The sequence below is a fragment of the Rhodococcus sp. 14-1411-2a genome, from assembly GCF_002259485.1.
Lineage (GTDB): Bacteria > Actinomycetota > Actinomycetes > Mycobacteriales > Mycobacteriaceae > Rhodococcoides.
This window is the reverse complement of record NZ_NPGA01000008.1, coordinates 242,488-258,525: the sequence shown is the minus strand read 5'-3', so window position 1 is coordinate 258,525 and position 16,038 is coordinate 242,488. Positions and strand designations below refer to the sequence as shown.

Below are 16,038 nucleotides of genomic sequence, written 5' to 3'. Positions count from 1 at the left end.
GACTTCACCGAGGGCACCTAGTCGGGTCGATGCTGTGCGGACCCGCACACTTACGGAGATGACGGTGTCGTCGGGGTCGGTAGTTTTCACTCGGACTTCGCGGCCGGTGGAGTCGACGATTGGCGACGGTCCTGTTCTCTCCTACAGATAGTTTTCGCCGCATGCCATCAGTGCGATTTACGATCGTCAACAAGCCCTCGCTCGTCGTTGGCGGGTCTATCCATACCGCGGAGATCGAACCCAAGTGTCGCTACATCGTACCGAACGTCTGCGACAGGGCTCAGCGGATGGAGGATCCGATGCCGAGTCCGCCGTCGACGTCGAGGACGATGCCGCTGACGTAGCCGGCAGCGGGGGAGCAGAGGTAGGCGGCGGCTTCGGCGATGTCCTCGGGGTTTCCTGTCTTGCGTTGGGGCACTTTGGAGATGAGCTTGTCGCGTGCGGGGGCATTCATCGATGCGAGCATCGGTGTTTCGATCAGGCCGGGTGCGATGGCGTTGGCGGTGATTCCGTGCCGGGCGGTTTCGAGTGCGATGGTGCGGGTGAGTCCGACGATGCCGGCCTTGGCGGCGACGTAGTTGGCTTGTCCGTAGTTGCCGCGCCAGCTCATCGACGAGAAGGAGACGATGCGCCCGTATTGGCGAGAGCGCATGTGTGGCAACACTGCTCGGGTGCAGTAGAACGAACCGGTCAACGATGCATTGAGGACGGTGTGCCAGTCGACATCGTCGATGTCGTCGATCTTGTTGTCGCGGATGATGCCTGCGTTGTTGACGAGTACGTCGATCCGCTCCTGCTCTCCCGCTACGATATTCACCCATTCGTTCACGCTGGCGGAGTCGGTGACGTCGACTCGCCGGGCGGTGCAGACGGTGCCGTACTGCCTCTGGATGGACTCTGCCAGCGTAGTGGCCGCATCGATGTTGACGTCACCGATGGCAACGGTTGCGCCTTCGGCAGCGAAGCGGGTGGCCATAGCGGCACCGAGGCCCTGAGCTCCGCCGGTGACGAGCACGACCTGGTCGTTGTATCGGTTCATGTGCGGCCTTTGTTCTCGAGTGTGGATGCGGATGTAGCTTTGTCGTTGAGGAATGCGCGGAGGCTGGACGGCACGTCGTTCGATTCCCAGTGGCCGTCGAAGGCTGTGAGTTCTGCTTCCAGGCCATCGGTGGCGTTCATGGTGGTGAGCTCGAACAGCAGTGTCTTCAATCGTGATTGAGCTGGGCCGCTGACCACAGCGAGTTGCTCGGCCACCGTAAGAGCTGCCGTCGCAAGGTCAGTGGGGTTGGCAATGGTGTGAATCCACCCGGCCTGCGCGAGGCGGTCGGGTGTGACCAGCTCACCGGTGAGGGAAAGCCACCGAGCCATCGCGTCGCCGACCTTGCGGGGTAGCCGCACACTCGACCCGCCTGCCGGTACGAGGTTGTTGCGAATGTGTCCGTCGCCGATGAGCGCGTCTTCTGCTGCGACGACGACATCACATCCCAGTGCCAATTCCAGACCTCCTGCCACGGCATGACCGTGTACTGCCGCGACGATCGGGAGCGGGCTCGTCTCGAATCGGGTGATCATTGCCGAGACACGGCGGAGAAACGAAATGGGACTACCGAGTTCGTCCTGGAGAGCGAGGAAGTACTGCAGGTCGGCACCTGCGCAAAAGCTTCGTCCGCTACCCGCCAGAAGGACACAGCGAGTTTCTTCGTCGTTTTCGGCGCCAGTCAATGCGATCTCGAGTGCGTCGACGAGAGTGTTGTCCAACGCATTTCGTCGGTGCGGTCGGTTCATCGTCAGCGTGCGCACGGGCCCGTTCTGCGTCACGAGAACGACCGGCGCATCGGTAATCACGATGCATCCGTATCGAGAGCCCGCCGCTGACGCCGAAGTTCTGCACGTTGAATTTTGCCGCTGGGCGTCTTGGGGAGACGATCTACGAGGTGGACGCGGCGGGGGTAGGCGTGTGCGGCGTAGTGCGTCTTCACCCAGGTCTGGAATTCGGCGATGACAGCGTCGGTGCCCGAAACTCCCTCGGCAAGGACGATGTAGGCCTCGACGACTTCACCTCGGACTTCGTCTGGCGCGGCGATGACCGCGCATTCGGTGACGTTCGGGTGACGCAGCAGGGTCGATTCGACGTCGAAAGGTCCGATGCGGTAGCCGGCCATGATGATGACGTCGTCGTCTCGGGACGAAAAACGAACGATACCGTTGGAGTCGATGCCGGCGGTGTCGCCGGTGGTGAAATAGATTCCGCCGCAACAGAATCGGTCACTCGGTGCCGTGGCACCGGCGTAACCGGTGAAGGTCATGAACGCACTGTCGGGGACGACGACGGCGAGCCTGCCCATGGTGCCCGGGGTTGCGGGTTCGTCGGTGTCGGCCTCGAGTACGGTCACGGTCCATCCGGGTAGGGCGGGTCCCATTGTGCCGTCGGTGATCTCGCGTTGCAGCTGAGGGTGGTGGGGGTAGCCGATGGGCATACCCAACTCGGTCTGACCGTAGTGGTCGTGTACCCGCAACCCGAGGGTCGAGGAGGCCCATTCGTTGACTTCGGGCGTGAGCGGTTCACCGGCACTGGACAACCGCTGCAGGGCGAGACCATCCGGTGGTGTGACCCCGGAAGCACGCAGGCCGCGGTATACGGTCGGGGCGGCGGCGAAGTCGGTGATCTTCAGATCGGCAAGGGTCGACCACGTGGACGCGGGAGAGAAGCCGCCCTGCAGAAGAACCGTTGGGATGCCTGCTGCGAGTGGTGCGACGACCGCGGTGTAGAGACCGTAGGCCCAGCCCGGGTCGGCACCGCACCAGAAGGAGCTGTCGGTGTCCGCACCGAGCCCGAACTCGAGATAGCTGACCCAGCCGGCTGCGTAGCGCACGGGATGGACGACGCCCTTGGGGGTTCCGGTAGTGCCGGAGGTGAACATATGCACCAACGGGGCGTCGCCCCCGACCGGGGTCGAGAAGACGGGTGAACTGGGCAGTAGATCGAGATGCGCGCGGATTCCGTCGGGACCGTCGTCGAGAACGACTGCGGTCCAGGGACCTTCGGGGACTTTGTGTCGTTGATCTCGGTCGGTGAAGACCAGTGCCGCGGATGCTTCCGAGATCCTGGACCCGACAGCAGCTTCGGCGAATGCGGTGAACAGTGGCACGTACACCGCGCCGACCCGCCAGATCCCCAGGATCACGCTGACCAGGTCGATGCTCTTACCCATCACGGTCGCGACACGATCGCCGGGGCCGATGCCCTGCTCACGGAGGTAGGACGCCACGCGCATCGACGATGCGGTCAGATCACCGTACGAATACATCACGTTCCCGTGCTCTTCCGTCACGATCGTCAGCGCGGTGCGGTCCTGGGAATGCCTGTCGCAGAGAAGATGTGCGATGTCTGCAGCGGGATCGGCATAGGTATCGAGGATCTCGCTGATGCGCAGATCGACGTCGAGTGGCATGACAACCTCCTGGGTACTAATGGCTATCTGCGCGTACCCAGCAAAGTACCCGACGGATAGCGAATTGACAACGACACGATTCGGCTGATGCCCGAGGCGAAGGCCTGTGGGACACTTCGGTCATGCCTGCCACCCCTGCTTCGCGCAGTGCCGCGACGGCTCGCACGCCGCGACGTCGGAGAGTGGACGTTGCGCGGCGCGAACTTCTCGTGCAGCAGATCGAGGACATTTTCCTGTCCGAGGGGTTCATGTCGGTCACGATGGCGGAGCTCACCGAGCGGTTGCACTGCTCGAAGGCGACCCTGTACAGCGTGGCGACCACCAAAGAGCAGCTCGTGGTTCTGGCCACGAAAAAGTTCTTCGGATCCTCGGCCGAGGCCATCGAGATCGCCGTGGCGGCGCAGGATGATCCGAGGGAACAGATTACGACGTACCTCGGGGGCGTGGCGGATGCGATGCGCCGCAACTCGCGCGCGTTCTACGCCGACATGATCGGTTTCGAGCCGACGGCAGAGATCTATCGGCGCAACACCGAGAAAGCCGCGGAGCGGGTGCGTGAGCTGATCGACGGCGGTATTGCCGACGGCGTGTTCTCCGCGCGCGACGGCGTCTTCGCCTCTCAGTTGGTTGCTTTGGCCATCGAGGGTGTGCAGTCGGGGGTTCTCCTCGATCGAACCGGCCTGTCCGCCGCCGACGCCTTCGCTGAACTCGGCCATCTGCTCCTCAATGGACTCCTACGCTGACGGCAGAAGTTCGCGTCGAGAACGGGTCCAGAATTCTTACAGTCGAAAAGGTCCACGCGACCCCTCGAGAGGGTACGTTTCATATCGTCTGAGTACCCGATAGAGTTTCGCGACGCGGTGCGACGACAGAACGGTCCGGACAGTACGTTTTTCGGATCGAACCCACTGGGTGGTGTCCGCCACCGTTGACTGCAATGGTCGAGACTGCGAAAGAGGATCGAATGAGCCCAGCGACAATAGAATTCGACGTGTCTGTCCCCATGCGAGACGGTGTCGTCTTGCGGGCCGACATCTACCGCCCCGCCGGCGACGGGCCATGGCCCGTGCTGCTCCAGCGCACCCCGTACGACAAGCAGATGCCGTTACTGGTTTCGAGTTTGCTCGATACGCTCAAAGCGGTACAACGCGGCTATATCGTCATCCACCAAGACACTCGGGGCCGTTACAAGTCGGACGGGGAGTGGCTTCCCTGGGCGTTCGAGCGTACAGATGGATACGACACCGTCGAATGGGCCGCGACGATCCCCGGCAGCAACGGCCGGGTGGGAATGTTCGGCGCCAGCTACACAGGCAACACACAGTGGGCCGCTGCCGTCGCCAATCCGCCGCATCTCGCCGTGATTGCACCGCAGTTGACATGGAGCGAACCCACTGACGGCATCTTCTATCGAGGTGGCGCACTCGAAATTGGACTCAACCTGTACTGGTCGCTGGCGCAGTCTCTTTCGCACTATCCCAAGTCCAGCACAAGCGTCGACGATCTTCTTGCCAAGGTCGGCACCACAATCTATGACCTGGACCACCTCGCCGACGAGACCTACTGGGAACTTCCCTCCGGCGCTTCTCCTGCCCTCGCGCGAACGGGCCTGCCGGACATCGGAACCCAACGCGGTCTCCGTGATGAAGCCAGCATCGACGAAGCACGCGTCGCCGGGCGCCACGGGGACGTGACTGTGCCGTCGTTGAACGTTTCCGGATGGTTCGATGTCTTCCAGCAAGGGTCTCTGGACAACTTCGTCGACGCCAGACAGCAGGGTCTGACCAGTAGGTTGATCGTCGGCCCGTGGGCACATACCAGCCACTTGAGTACCGTCCCAGGACATCTCGGCGACGTCTACTACGGCCTCGGGTCCCTCCCACCCAGCCCCGACGGAACTATGACCGGGATCGAGCTCGACTGGTTCGACCATTTCCTCGCCGACAAGCCCGCAGATGTCGCACACGAATCCGGTGTCGATATTTTTGTCATGGGAATCAACGAATGGCGCCACGAGGAAACATGGCCCCTGGACAGAGCCCGTGCCACCGCGTTCTATCTTCACCCCGATGGAGGGTTGTCGGTGTCGGCACCCACCGTTCTCGAGTCCGCGTCGACCTACACCTACGATCCCGCAGACCCGGTGACCACCACCGGCGGTCCGCTTGTCATGGCTGGCTCCTACCCTGCGGGTGCCTTCGATCAAGCGAAGGTCGAGGCACGTGACGACGTCCTCGTCTACACCTCCGAACCACTCACCGAAGATCTCGAAATCACCGGACGAGTCGCGGCTTCGATCTTTGCGTCCACCGACGGCCCGTCGACCGACTGGGTGGTGCGTCTCTGCGACGTCGACGAAGACGGGCGCTCACTCAACATCGTCGACGGCATCACCCGCGTCACTACCGAAAACGGCCGGGTCAACGAACACGAAATAGACCTCTGGTCTACAAGCATTGTCATTCGAACCGGACACCGACTCCGCGTCCAGGTCACCTCGAGCAACTTTCCCCGCTGGGACCGGAACCTCAACACCGGCGAGGACCCCACCACCGGTACAACGACTCGAGTCGCCCACCAAATCGTCCACCACGACACCACACGTCCTTCACGCCTCATCTTGCCCGTCATTCCAGCCTGACCGCAAAGCCACCGACGGGGATCGCTGCACGCTCATGCACCCGTCGCGGACATTTGGGAACTCGACGAGTCGATCGCGACGCGCCGTGAAGGCTTGTACGCAAGGGGATTTGAAAAACCGAAACTCGGTGGCGGAGTCCGTTTGCGTGTCGGCTTCGACGTGCGGGTCTGTACGGATGCCGCCGCTCTTGCCGGGTGGTGCATCCGATCCTGCGGGTCTGCAGCAGCGGACTCTCACCGTTGCACGCAACCGCCGTGTCGGCACGGCGGAGTCTGTCGGGATCGCCACTGGACCGGGGAATGGCTTTTCGTCATGAGCGAAACGGCTCGTGCAGATCTGGATCCAAGAATGGGCAGGACGGCAGCAGCCATCGGCTGAATGCCACTATGCAATCTGCTCAATGCAGCGCATACTGACTATCGTTTTGATAGTTACGCACTGGCGTGTTGCCACTTCTGAAGGACGGACATGACAACCGAAATAGAACAACGCTCGCAGACTTTCACCTGGACGCCTCCGAAATCGGTTCTGCGAGAGGCATCGCAGATGAGCGGGCTCGAGGTGATGAGGGCTCTGGCGGCGGGTGAGTTGCCACCGCCACCGATCGCGGTTCTGATGCAGTTCGATCCCGTTGAGGTCGAGGACGGCACCGTGGTGTTCGAGTGCACTCCGTCCGAGGCGCACTACAACCCCATCGGCACTGTGCACGGCGGTCTCGCGTGCACTCTGCTCGATACAGTGATTGCCTGCGCGGCGCACACCACGCTGCCTGCCGGAACCGGGTACACATCGATCGACCTGAACGTCAGCTATCTCAGAGGCATACTCGATTCGAGTGGGCCGTTGATCGCCACTGGAACCGTCGTCAAACGAGGATCCCGAGTCATCTTCGCAGAAGGTTCCATAGTCGACAAGGACGGTAATGTCGTAGCCACCGGGACGAGTTCCCTGCTGGTCATACCCCCTGGGTGACACATGCCGAGCAGCAGTTTCGACAGCATGGGTTGCCCTATCGCCGGCGCGCTCGAACAGGTCGGTGAATGGTGGACTCTGCTGATCCTGCGTGATGCGCTCGATGGGTTCAGTCGTTTCGACGAGTTCGAGCGCAATCTCGGTATCGCGCCGAACATGTTGACGCGCAGGCTCAAATCGTTGGTCGACGCTGGATTGCTGGAACGTCGGCAATACAGCGACCGTCCGCCTCGCTTCGAGTACGTACCGACTGCCCGTGGCCGAGAACTCACCCCGGTGATCATCGCGCTCTATGCCTGGGGCAACAAGCACGTCGACGACGATGATCGTGCGGTCGTATTGGTGGACGAGGCGGGGGAGACCATCGACCCGGTATTCGTGGACCGTCGAACTGGTCGCACTCTGGCAGAGAGCAAGGCGCAGTTCGTATCCGGGCCGAAAGCGTCCGAGTTCTTGCGGAAACGACTCGACACCACTCAGCGTGCGCAACGTCGGTCCCGCAGCCGCGACGTGGCCGTTGCACTCGAACCCGCCGACAGGCTCGAATCGAGACCGATGACACCGCCGACGTCCTGACAGAAAGAGACCGAGTCATGACCACGACCGACCTCACATCCATGCTCCGACGGCAACTGCGCCCAGCGTTGTTGGGAACGGGCAACTTCGGCGGCATTGCCGGAACTGTTGCTCCCGGTGTCGGCCTGGACGCTGCGCGCGCGACCACGATCATGGATCACGCGGTCGAGGTCGGCATCACGGTGTTCGACACCGCGGACATCTACGCCCAGGGCGCAAGCGAACGAATTGTCGGTGAGTGGGTGCGTGCGCACCCGGACGCGGATGTACTGATCCAAACGAAGGCCGGTAACACTGCCACCGGCCCAAACCTGTCACCCGAGCACGTCGTGGGACGCTTGCAGCGCAGTATCGATACGCTCGGCCGCGTCGACCTGTTTCTCTCCCACCGTGTCGATCCGGATACACCGTGGAAGGACTCGTTGCCGGTATTCAGCCGGGCCGTGGAGGACGGCACGATTCGCGCCTACGGCGTCTCCAACGTCACCGCTACCGATCTGACCGAGGTTTTGCACACCGCGGACAAATTAAGCCTCGTTCGGCCGGCTCTGGTGCAGAACGAATACTCCTGGCTCACCCGACGCGACGATCCCGAACTGCTCCCTATCGTGGAGGCCGAAGGCCTGCTCTACACGCCGTACTCACCGTTGGCGAACGGGCTTCTCGCCGGCCGGTACAGCAACGGTGAGCGTCCCGGTCACGGTGACCGTGCGAGTATCGCGTCGGGCACCGCGCACCTTCTCGACGACCCCCGCGCACAGTTTCGTCTGCGCGCGTTCGATGACGTGGCTGCCCAGTACGGACTCGAACCGGCCTCACTCGCGTTGGCATGGGTCATGCACCAACCCCAGATCGCCGCCCCGATCATTTCCGTCAGCCGCGACGAGCAGTGGTCCGCGGCATGGGCTGCCAATCAATTCGTCTGGACACCGGAAGTCGACCTTGCCCTGAACCAAATCCCTGAATGAGGACGAATTCTCAGGCAGTGGATGTGGCTGGACGGACTCGATCTGGGCGGTGTGGCCCGTGATAGTAGACATTGACCCCGCGTAGATCAGGGTTTCCACTTCTGGGCCAGTGAGTCCAGGTTGTGGCCGGCCGTTGTTCAGCGCGCCCTTCCAGTGAGCCGGTGCGGGTCGGAGATGAGCACGCTTTTGCCTTCGACGCGCAGCCAGCCACGGTGCGTGAAGTCGGCGAGCGCTTTGTTCACGGTTTCGCGTGAGGCACCCACTAGTTGGGCGATCTTTTCTTGTGTCAGGTCGTGCGTGACGCGTACCGCGCCGGCCTCGGGATGCCGAAGCGTTGTGCGAGCTCAAGCAGCGTCTTAACGACTCGGCCGAGGACGTCGGTGGAGATGAGGTCGGCGAGGTTGTTGTTGGTGCGGCGCAGGCGTCGAGCCAGTACGCGTAGCAGCTGGTAAGCGATGTCAGGCCGCCGATTCATCCACGACTCGAGAGCGTCGCGGTCCATGCTTGCGGCATAGACCGCGGTGACCGTGATGGCGGTGGAGGTACGGGGGCCCGGATCGAAAATCGTCAGCTCACCGAACATGTCCGAAGGGCCCATGATGGCCAGCAGGTTCTCGCGGCCGTCCGGGGATCGGCGGCCGAGCTTGATCTTGCCGGAGACGATGATGTAGAGCCGGTCGCCCGGATCGCCTTCGGTGAACACCACGTGCCCGCGAGGGAAATCGACAGGCGCAAATTGCCCGGTCAACGCTGCAACTGCTGAAGGCTCGATACCTTTAAATATGCCTGCCCGTAGAAGGGGCGACCCACAGGCAGGGGCGACCCTCAGGAGCCAAGTCGGGTGACTGGTTTGCTTCAACCCCAACGTCTGTAGAACACGCGGTCACGCAGTCGCGTCTCCGGCCACGTCTAGGCGGATGTTAACCATCGCAACGACGCGGACTGAGTTGGATCTATGTTTTCCGTCCCCCCGACAATCTAACCACCCGTGGTTTGTGTTTCGCCTCAGGCCGACTGCTTCGCTTCGCATAGTCATCACTCTCTTGCCAAGCACCGGCCATGTCCTGGACACCGGGCCTCGTTCATTCATTCGGATTAATCTGTCGGCACGCGTATCGATACCGAGTTGGGCGCGGTGTTGGTGACTACGACCGAGCAAACGGTGTGAGATCTGGTGAAGCGCCCGGGGCTCGGTGATGCCGAGGGTGAGGTATAGCCGGCGGCGGAGCAGTTGTATCGGCGGTGCGATCCAGAGGTGTTGGCCGAGATCGCCGGGGCTCTAAAGATGCGAACGACGTTGGTGCGGTTGCAGGATCGGTTGGCGGAGCGCGGCTAGATCTCGGCGACTTTGGGACCGGTCGTTTGCAAGTTCCCCTAGTGCGGATTCAGATGAGACGGCACTTCAACTTGTCGAAGTTGACGGCGACGCGGACCTGTAGGCCTCTGCCACGACGTGATTGTCCGACTTGTGCGGGCTGCCTGTTGTGAAGTCCGACCACTATAGTCAGGCCGTGGTGGAATTTCGGCGATGTTCTGCAGCGTTGCGCTCGTAGCTTGGTCAGACCATGAATAGAGTGTCGAACCAACGCTAGGCAGATTTAGGAGGAGGCATGTATGACGACTGGTATGGCCGGCGTCGATCTCTCTCACCTTCCCAGGCCCGCTGTCGGCAAGGCGTCGACACACGGAGGTCCTCCGGTTCCACCTGCACAACGGATCTATTTTTACTCAAGCGGTGACTGGGAGGACTTTATTGCCGAGTGGGCGCGTGGCCTGGAAGATAGCTATGTTCAGATTAAACGGCTTGGTGGCACCGGAGATCAAGGGATCGACGTGGCAGCTTTCAAGACAGAGTTTGGTCTTGAGGGGGCATGGGATTGCTTCCAGGGTAAGCATTACGCTCGAGAGCTGAGGCCTGCTGACGCTTACCCGGAAATGCTCAAAGTGTTTCTCCACGTCGACGCGCAGGACTATGTCATGCCGGATAGCTATCAGTTCCTCGCGCCGAAAGGTTGTGGCGGGACACTTAACCGACTACTTAGCAAACCAACTAAGCTACGCGCACAATTCATTGCGGCATTGGACGCAGCGGGAACTTTGACAAAGGAAATAGACGCCGATGTGCTGCTCCGCATCCGACTCCTCTCGGCGGAGACAGACTTCTCCATGTTTAGGTCGATAGAGCTGCTTGATGCCTTGGAGACACATTCAAGAACGAAATACCATCATGGGCGGTTTGGTGGACCGGTGCTAACTCGATCTGAGGTTGCCCAGCCCCCGAGCAAGCTCGGCTTGCACGAGACCAACTATGTAGTTGAGTTACGTAACGTCTATGCTGAAGCGTGCGCAGACGACCTCAGCGACGGAAATCTACTTGCTGAGCATCCGAAGTTCGGTGACCATTTCAAGCGCCAACGTCTTAGCTTCTATTCTGCGGAGGCGCTACGCATGGACGTGCGCGATTCCGTACCGGATGGAACGTTTGAATCATTGCAGGGCGATGTGCATGCCGGAGTTATTGAGATTGTGGACGCTGAGCATAGTTCTGCAATGTTCCGACTGACAGCGGCACTAAACCAAGCAACGTTGCTCGACCTCAGCGCGCATGCCCTGGTGTCTGTGGCCCGACCGGAGGATCGCAAGGGCATATGCCACCAGCTTGCGAATGACTCTCGCTTGGAGTGGGCGCGGGGGGCAAGGTCGTGAAGCCACTCAACAGTCCGGTTGAGGTCGGTTTGCGCGTCCTGATGGTCTTGACAGAGGCGTTTCCCGAGCATCTGGATATGGATCAGTTGTTATTGCTGGACCACAGTTTGCTCCATAGCGCAGACTTTGGGGGACCGGAAAGTCTGCACCCGCCGGTACCTGTACGCGCAGGCGAGCTGGGCGTAAAACGCCACCTGATCGAAACTGGCCTCGAGGTGATGATTCGTGCTCACTTGATACACGGCGGTGTAAGCGAGCGAGGCATCGAATTCTGGGCCAGCGAGGCAGCAGACGGATTCACAAAATTGCTGCAGACGGAGTATGCGTTGCAGTTGAGAGTGCGGGCATCATGGGTTGTGGGTAACTTCGGGTCTTTAGACGAGCCCACCCTGCGTGCGGCGATGAGTTCAGTGACAAAGCATTGGTCACAGGAATTTGCTCAAGTTATCGACCAGGAAAGGCTGCGCTGAGATGTCGCAGATCAGACTCACCCATCTGACCTTCATCGGCGCAACGGTGGAGCCCGCACGGGTGGTGTTCGGGCCTGCGGTGACGTTGGTCCGTGGGCCTTCCGATACAGGGAAGTCCTTCATAGTTGATGCCTTGGATTTTATGATGGGTGCTAACGCGTTAAAGGAAATACCAGAGCGGCAAAATTATTCTACGGTGTTGCTTGGCGTTCAAATGCCTGATGAGCGTCTTGTGACTCTGACTCGATCGGTGGACGGTGGAAACTTCGGCCTCTACAGGTCAGACATCCGAAGTGGCCCGCTCGCCCCGCCAGATGAGACTTTGACTCCAAAGCATAATGTCGCGTCCGAGACCAACATCTCGCGATTCTTCCTTGCGTGCATAGGACTTGATGGGCGCCGGGTTCGAAAAAATCTACGCAATGCGACTGACAGTCTGAGCTTTCGGAACGTGGTCAACTTATGTGTGGTCGATGAGACACAGATGCAGGCTGACACACCGCCGGCTTTGACGGGAAACTACGTCACGAGGACCAAGGAGGTATCGGTTCTCAAGATGTTCTTACAGGATTCTGACGATTCTGATCTGGTGGAAGTCGAGTCGAAATCTGACGTAGCGAAGGTGAGTGCAGCAAAAATTGAGGTGATAGACCGCATGCTGGCGAACCTAGAAGCGGCGCTAGCCGACGCGCCGGAGGCCACAATATTGCGGGACCAGCTCGCCCGGTTGAACTCGACAATTGAGCAGCAGAGCGCATCCATCGGCGGTCTACTTGAGAGACGCGCGACGGTTAATAGTGAACTCCGATCACAACAGGATCAGTTTTCTAAGCTTGAAGTCGAGTGGGGCGACACATTCGCGCTGCAGAATCGATTTTTCTTATTGCACCGAAAGTATTTGTCGGACCTCGCGCGTCTAGATACTGTGCGGGAGGCGGGAAACTTGCTGGGCTATTTCGCGGTCGGAACCTGTGTATTTTGTGGCGCGGAGGCCGAGGACCAACACTACAACACTGATTGTAACGGGGAAGCAACAAATTTTGGTTCAGCGATCGATGAACAGTCACGTCGTACCCGCGCGTTGTCAGATGATCTGCAATCGACCATCGACGACCTCGTAGTACGTCGAAAAGAACTTAAGGAACTTGCTCGCCTGTCGTCAGCGGAGCAATCGAGATTGAGGTCTCGGTTAGCAGATGACGAGCGCACCTTGGCCGTTGATAATTCGGCGCTGAACGAGTACATCCGTAAGCGAAGCGACGTCGAGCGCTCGTTGGGATTGTATGATCAAATTGAATCTCTCGAAAAGATGAAGCTCGTTGTCCTCGATGAATCGACTGCGGAAACAGCCGCTGTGTCAACATCAGTCAGCCTGCGGGCTCAGCGCGAATTTTCGCGCGAATTGGTAGATCGTCTCAAGTCATGGGGCTACCCAAAACCCACCGAGGTTCGTTACGACGCATCCGTGCAGGACATTATTGCTGGTGATCAGATGCGATCAGCCCACGGCAAGGGAGTTCGCGCAATTTTGCATGGTGCCTTCACTCTTGCGCTTGCGCAGTATTGTTCCGATCGAGTAATCGCGCATCCGGGATTTGTTGTACTCGACAGTCCGCTCGTAACCTACCGACCTCCAGATCAGCCCCAGGTAGATGTAGGAGAGCCGCCGCGTGACGTCGTAGCCGCATTTTATCGAGACCTGCAGCATAATTCCACGGGACAGGTCATCGTCATGGAGAATACGGATCCACCTGAAGCGCTTGACGATCAGACAATGGACATAGTGTTTACTGCCTCCGAAACTGGACGGTATGGATTCTTCCCAGTGCCCTAGACAGGTTTTTAGGTCTGGGCCACATTTCAGCATTTACTATTTCTGGCGTGTGCGGATTCTTTGTCGGATTCGAAGCTACTCAAAGGCTTTGTTTGAGATCGATGTGAGTCTCCGCGCTTCGTTCCCGCGTCCATTGTTGTGTTGAGTTTATGGCTGCTCGCTTGATTAAAAACAGGGAGTGAGGGGGAGTTCGCGACAGTCGTCGGCAAGCGATCTTTCGATCATGGCTCAGTAGTGCCGCGGTGTGTCAACGGTGCTCAGACGCCACCACTTCTGTTTGGCCACGCCATTAGATCGCATTGCTCTATGAGGTCGGCGAGGGACGCCAGTCGAATCTGCTTGATGGGTTCCGGTGGGCATCGGTGAGTGCCACCCTATTTCGCCCGCATTCAACATAGTCCCCTAATGTGCGACTTTTGGTAGGTAACGCGATAAGGTGTCTGGATTGCAGGGGTCAGTCTTCGAGCTCAAAAGTCTGCGACTCTACGGTAAGGCCAGAAATGAGGTCGACCTCTCGAATAGCTTTATTGATATTGTGTCTGACGACAATCAAATAGATCAGAGTCAAGACGCATACAATCGAGGCTGTAAGCCATGTAAGGGCGATTACACGACCGCTCATATTGACGAAAATCGGCACTGTTGCCATCGTGGTGAAGAAGGCGGACATGCCGACGACGAATCTAGGAACGGCCAGCAAGCTGGCGCGCACCTCATGTTCCCCTGGCTGCGCGAAATAAGCTGAGACCAAAGAAGGTATAATTAGAAGCAACGCCACAGTTGAACCCGATGTAGCGGTAGCAATATTGTTGAGTCGGCCGTCCGATGCATGCAGGATTACTCCGAGAGTGAGGATGAGCATGGCTGAAGCGACGGAGATGAAAGATGGTATTAGAAATGAGCGCGTGGTCGGCCTTAGCTCTAGGTAAAGATTATAAACGTCAGAGGATTCAGAATTGAGGTACAGTGTCGCGGCAGAGCGAGTGGTCATCTGATGTATGGAGTTCGACGGGCGAAGAGTGCCCGACGCTTCCTCTGTACCCGATAGCCCTTGTGTGACAATTGGTTCGGTCGCAAATGTGCCCTCAGGGGCATTCAGTCGAATATGTTCTCGCTGGGCTAGTCCGCTATTAGTTGCGGTGTATTGAATCAATACACCATCAATGGCAAGTCTTTCCTTGATCGATCTCTGCCCCAGTACGGGCTCGCTGTCAGTGATACTTGTTTTTAGTATAAAATCCGTATCTAGTGAACCGGAAGTAACAAAGACGATAGGCATGAATTGTAAGGTAAAGGTCGCCATAAACTGTCGGAATTTTGGATCACCGAACGCTCGGTCCCACGTCTCGACCTGGAGGGCACTGCTCGACTGTCCTGTCTGGATTCCCCAGAGCTTCTTCAGGCTATCATTATTAATTCCACTACTGACTGCTTGCACGATGTCGTCGGTGGGGAACGAATGTGCAATGTTATACACTTTGTCAATAGCAGTACTGGAGAACTCCATCGGATCAATACCGCTCTTCTCCGCGCATGCAAGAATGAGTGCCTGTGCAGCAACAGAGTCGCGCGAGCTCGTTACGAGCGGAATCGCGGCTCCGTTCCCATCTCGGATACTGAAGTCGACCAAGAGTCCTTTTGGCATCAGTTCCAGGGGGATGAAAATTCCGTTTGCGATCGAGATTTGGTGCTTGCGTGCCCGGCGGAGAAGCTCCGGACCTGAAATAGTCATCGAGACGGATCTGCGGGCTCGCTGCAGATCCACGAAATCGATCACCGTTACTCGTCTCTGAACCCAAGACGGATCCTCGACCAGGTCTAGAAAGTACCGGCCAAGTCTGGCTAAATCTGCCCAGTTTTGGGAGCCTTCAGGCAGCTGCATACACGACTACTGAGTGGTGTGGGCTGGCTTGAGGTGTCTAGACATTTTCTCGGAGACCACGCCCCCTCCGCCGGTCTTGATGACAATGGAGCCCTTCGACCCGTCCTTAGCCACACGCTCAATGAGCCGCTTCTGGGCGTCGCTGTGCTTGCCGCCGGCAATGAACTTCAATTTGCCGGTCTTGGCTCGAGCAAGCTTGCTCATGCGTGTGCTGTCGATTCGCTTGTGGGCATGGGTCGGGACCGCTCTCGTTCTCTTCGCGTGGCGTCAGTTTGGCTGTGTCGGCGCTCTGAGCTGGGGCGTCCGTTGCAAGCGATGCTACGTGCTCGACCTTTGAGACCTTCCACTCGCCAGCTCCTTGCCACCGTAGAAAAGATGATTCAGGCTACCAGGGATGTTAAACGAGTGTTTGCCGAGGGTGCCGACGACACTCCGGGGGCCGGTCTGGCTCTGCCAAGAGTGTCAGGGAGGGAGGCCCTGGCAGATCGGACCTCGGTACGCCCCTCTCGCCAGTCTGCGGCTCCATCGTGTGGCGAT

General features: G+C 59.2%; 13 protein-coding genes and 1 pseudogene. 8 read left to right on the top strand and 6 right to left on the bottom strand.

Annotation, left to right across the window (positions count from 1 at the left end):
• Positions 1-280: 280 nt before the first annotated feature.
• The 3 genes from CH291_RS05110 to CH291_RS05100 are packed head-to-tail and all read right to left on the bottom strand — an operon-like array spanning position 281 to position 3,452.
• Positions 281-1,039, bottom strand: a complete 759-nt coding sequence (locus CH291_RS05110) for an SDR family oxidoreductase (protein WP_032391817.1) — start codon at positions 1,037-1,039, stop codon at positions 281-283.
• A complete protein-coding gene (locus CH291_RS05105; RefSeq protein WP_230598280.1) occupies positions 1,036-1,845 on the bottom strand; it encodes an enoyl-CoA hydratase/isomerase family protein in 810 nt (269 codons plus the stop codon). The genes CH291_RS05110 and CH291_RS05105 overlap by 4 nt, the downstream gene beginning before the upstream one ends.
• Positions 1,842-3,452, bottom strand: coding sequence for an AMP-binding protein (locus CH291_RS05100; protein WP_032391818.1), 1,611 nt, complete (start codon positions 3,450-3,452; stop codon positions 1,842-1,844). The genes CH291_RS05105 and CH291_RS05100 overlap by 4 nt, the downstream gene beginning before the upstream one ends.
• Positions 3,453-3,574: 122 nt before the next feature.
• Between CH291_RS05100 and CH291_RS05095 the strand changes: the two genes are divergently transcribed.
• From CH291_RS05095 to CH291_RS05075, 5 genes are all read left to right on the top strand, one after another.
• Positions 3,575-4,195, top strand: coding sequence for a TetR/AcrR family transcriptional regulator (locus CH291_RS05095; RefSeq protein WP_032391819.1), 621 nt, complete (start codon positions 3,575-3,577; stop codon positions 4,193-4,195).
• A gap of 221 nt (positions 4,196-4,416) precedes the next feature.
• Entirely contained in the window at positions 4,417-6,093 is a 1,677-nt protein-coding gene (locus CH291_RS05090; protein ID WP_032391929.1) for a CocE/NonD family hydrolase, read from the top strand.
• Positions 6,094-6,561: 468 nt separating this feature from the next.
• Positions 6,562-7,065 carry a PaaI family thioesterase gene (locus CH291_RS05085; RefSeq protein ID WP_032391820.1) on the top strand — a complete coding sequence of 168 codons (504 nt, stop codon included), beginning with the start codon at positions 6,562-6,564 and terminating at the stop codon, positions 7,063-7,065.
• A 3-nt stretch (positions 7,066-7,068) separates the two neighbouring features.
• Positions 7,069-7,641: a winged helix-turn-helix transcriptional regulator gene (locus tag CH291_RS05080; protein WP_032391821.1), complete on the top strand. Its 573-nt coding sequence runs from the start codon at positions 7,069-7,071 to the stop codon at positions 7,639-7,641.
• Positions 7,642-7,658: 17 nt separating this feature from the next.
• A complete protein-coding gene (locus CH291_RS05075; RefSeq protein ID WP_032391822.1) occupies positions 7,659-8,609 on the top strand; it encodes an aldo/keto reductase in 951 nt (316 codons plus the stop codon).
• Between the two features lie 137 nt (positions 8,610-8,746).
• Here CH291_RS05075 and CH291_RS05070 read toward each other — a convergent pair.
• Positions 8,747-9,438: pseudogene (locus CH291_RS05070) on the bottom strand (Crp/Fnr family transcriptional regulator).
• A gap of 785 nt (positions 9,439-10,223) precedes the next feature.
• Between CH291_RS05070 and CH291_RS05065 the strand changes: the two are divergent.
• The 3 genes from CH291_RS05065 to CH291_RS05055 are packed head-to-tail and all read left to right on the top strand — an operon-like array spanning position 10,224 to position 13,619.
• Positions 10,224-11,315 carry an ABC-three component system protein gene (locus CH291_RS05065; RefSeq protein ID WP_052053429.1) on the top strand — a complete coding sequence of 364 codons (1,092 nt, stop codon included), beginning with the start codon at positions 10,224-10,226 and terminating at the stop codon, positions 11,313-11,315.
• The gene (locus tag CH291_RS05060; RefSeq protein WP_032391931.1) at positions 11,312-11,785 is read left to right on the top strand and encodes an ABC-three component system middle component 2; all 474 of its coding nucleotides are present in this window, start codon (positions 11,312-11,314) and stop codon (positions 11,783-11,785) included. The genes CH291_RS05065 and CH291_RS05060 overlap by 4 nt, the downstream gene beginning before the upstream one ends.
• 1 nt (position 11,786) lies before the next feature.
• Positions 11,787-13,619 carry a hypothetical protein gene (locus tag CH291_RS05055; RefSeq protein ID WP_032391823.1) on the top strand — a complete coding sequence of 611 codons (1,833 nt, stop codon included), beginning with the start codon at positions 11,787-11,789 and terminating at the stop codon, positions 13,617-13,619.
• Between the two features lie 454 nt (positions 13,620-14,073).
• Here the strand turns inward: CH291_RS05055 and CH291_RS05050 are convergent, their stop codons facing one another.
• Together CH291_RS05050 and CH291_RS05045 are read right to left on the bottom strand one after the other, a co-directional pair.
• A complete protein-coding gene (locus tag CH291_RS05050; RefSeq protein ID WP_032391824.1) occupies positions 14,074-15,396 on the bottom strand; it encodes a hypothetical protein in 1,323 nt (440 codons plus the stop codon).
• A gap of 111 nt (positions 15,397-15,507) precedes the next feature.
• Positions 15,508-15,705, bottom strand: coding sequence for a hypothetical protein (locus CH291_RS05045; RefSeq protein ID WP_032391825.1), 198 nt, complete (start codon positions 15,703-15,705; stop codon positions 15,508-15,510).
• Positions 15,706-16,038 lie beyond the last annotated feature (333 nt).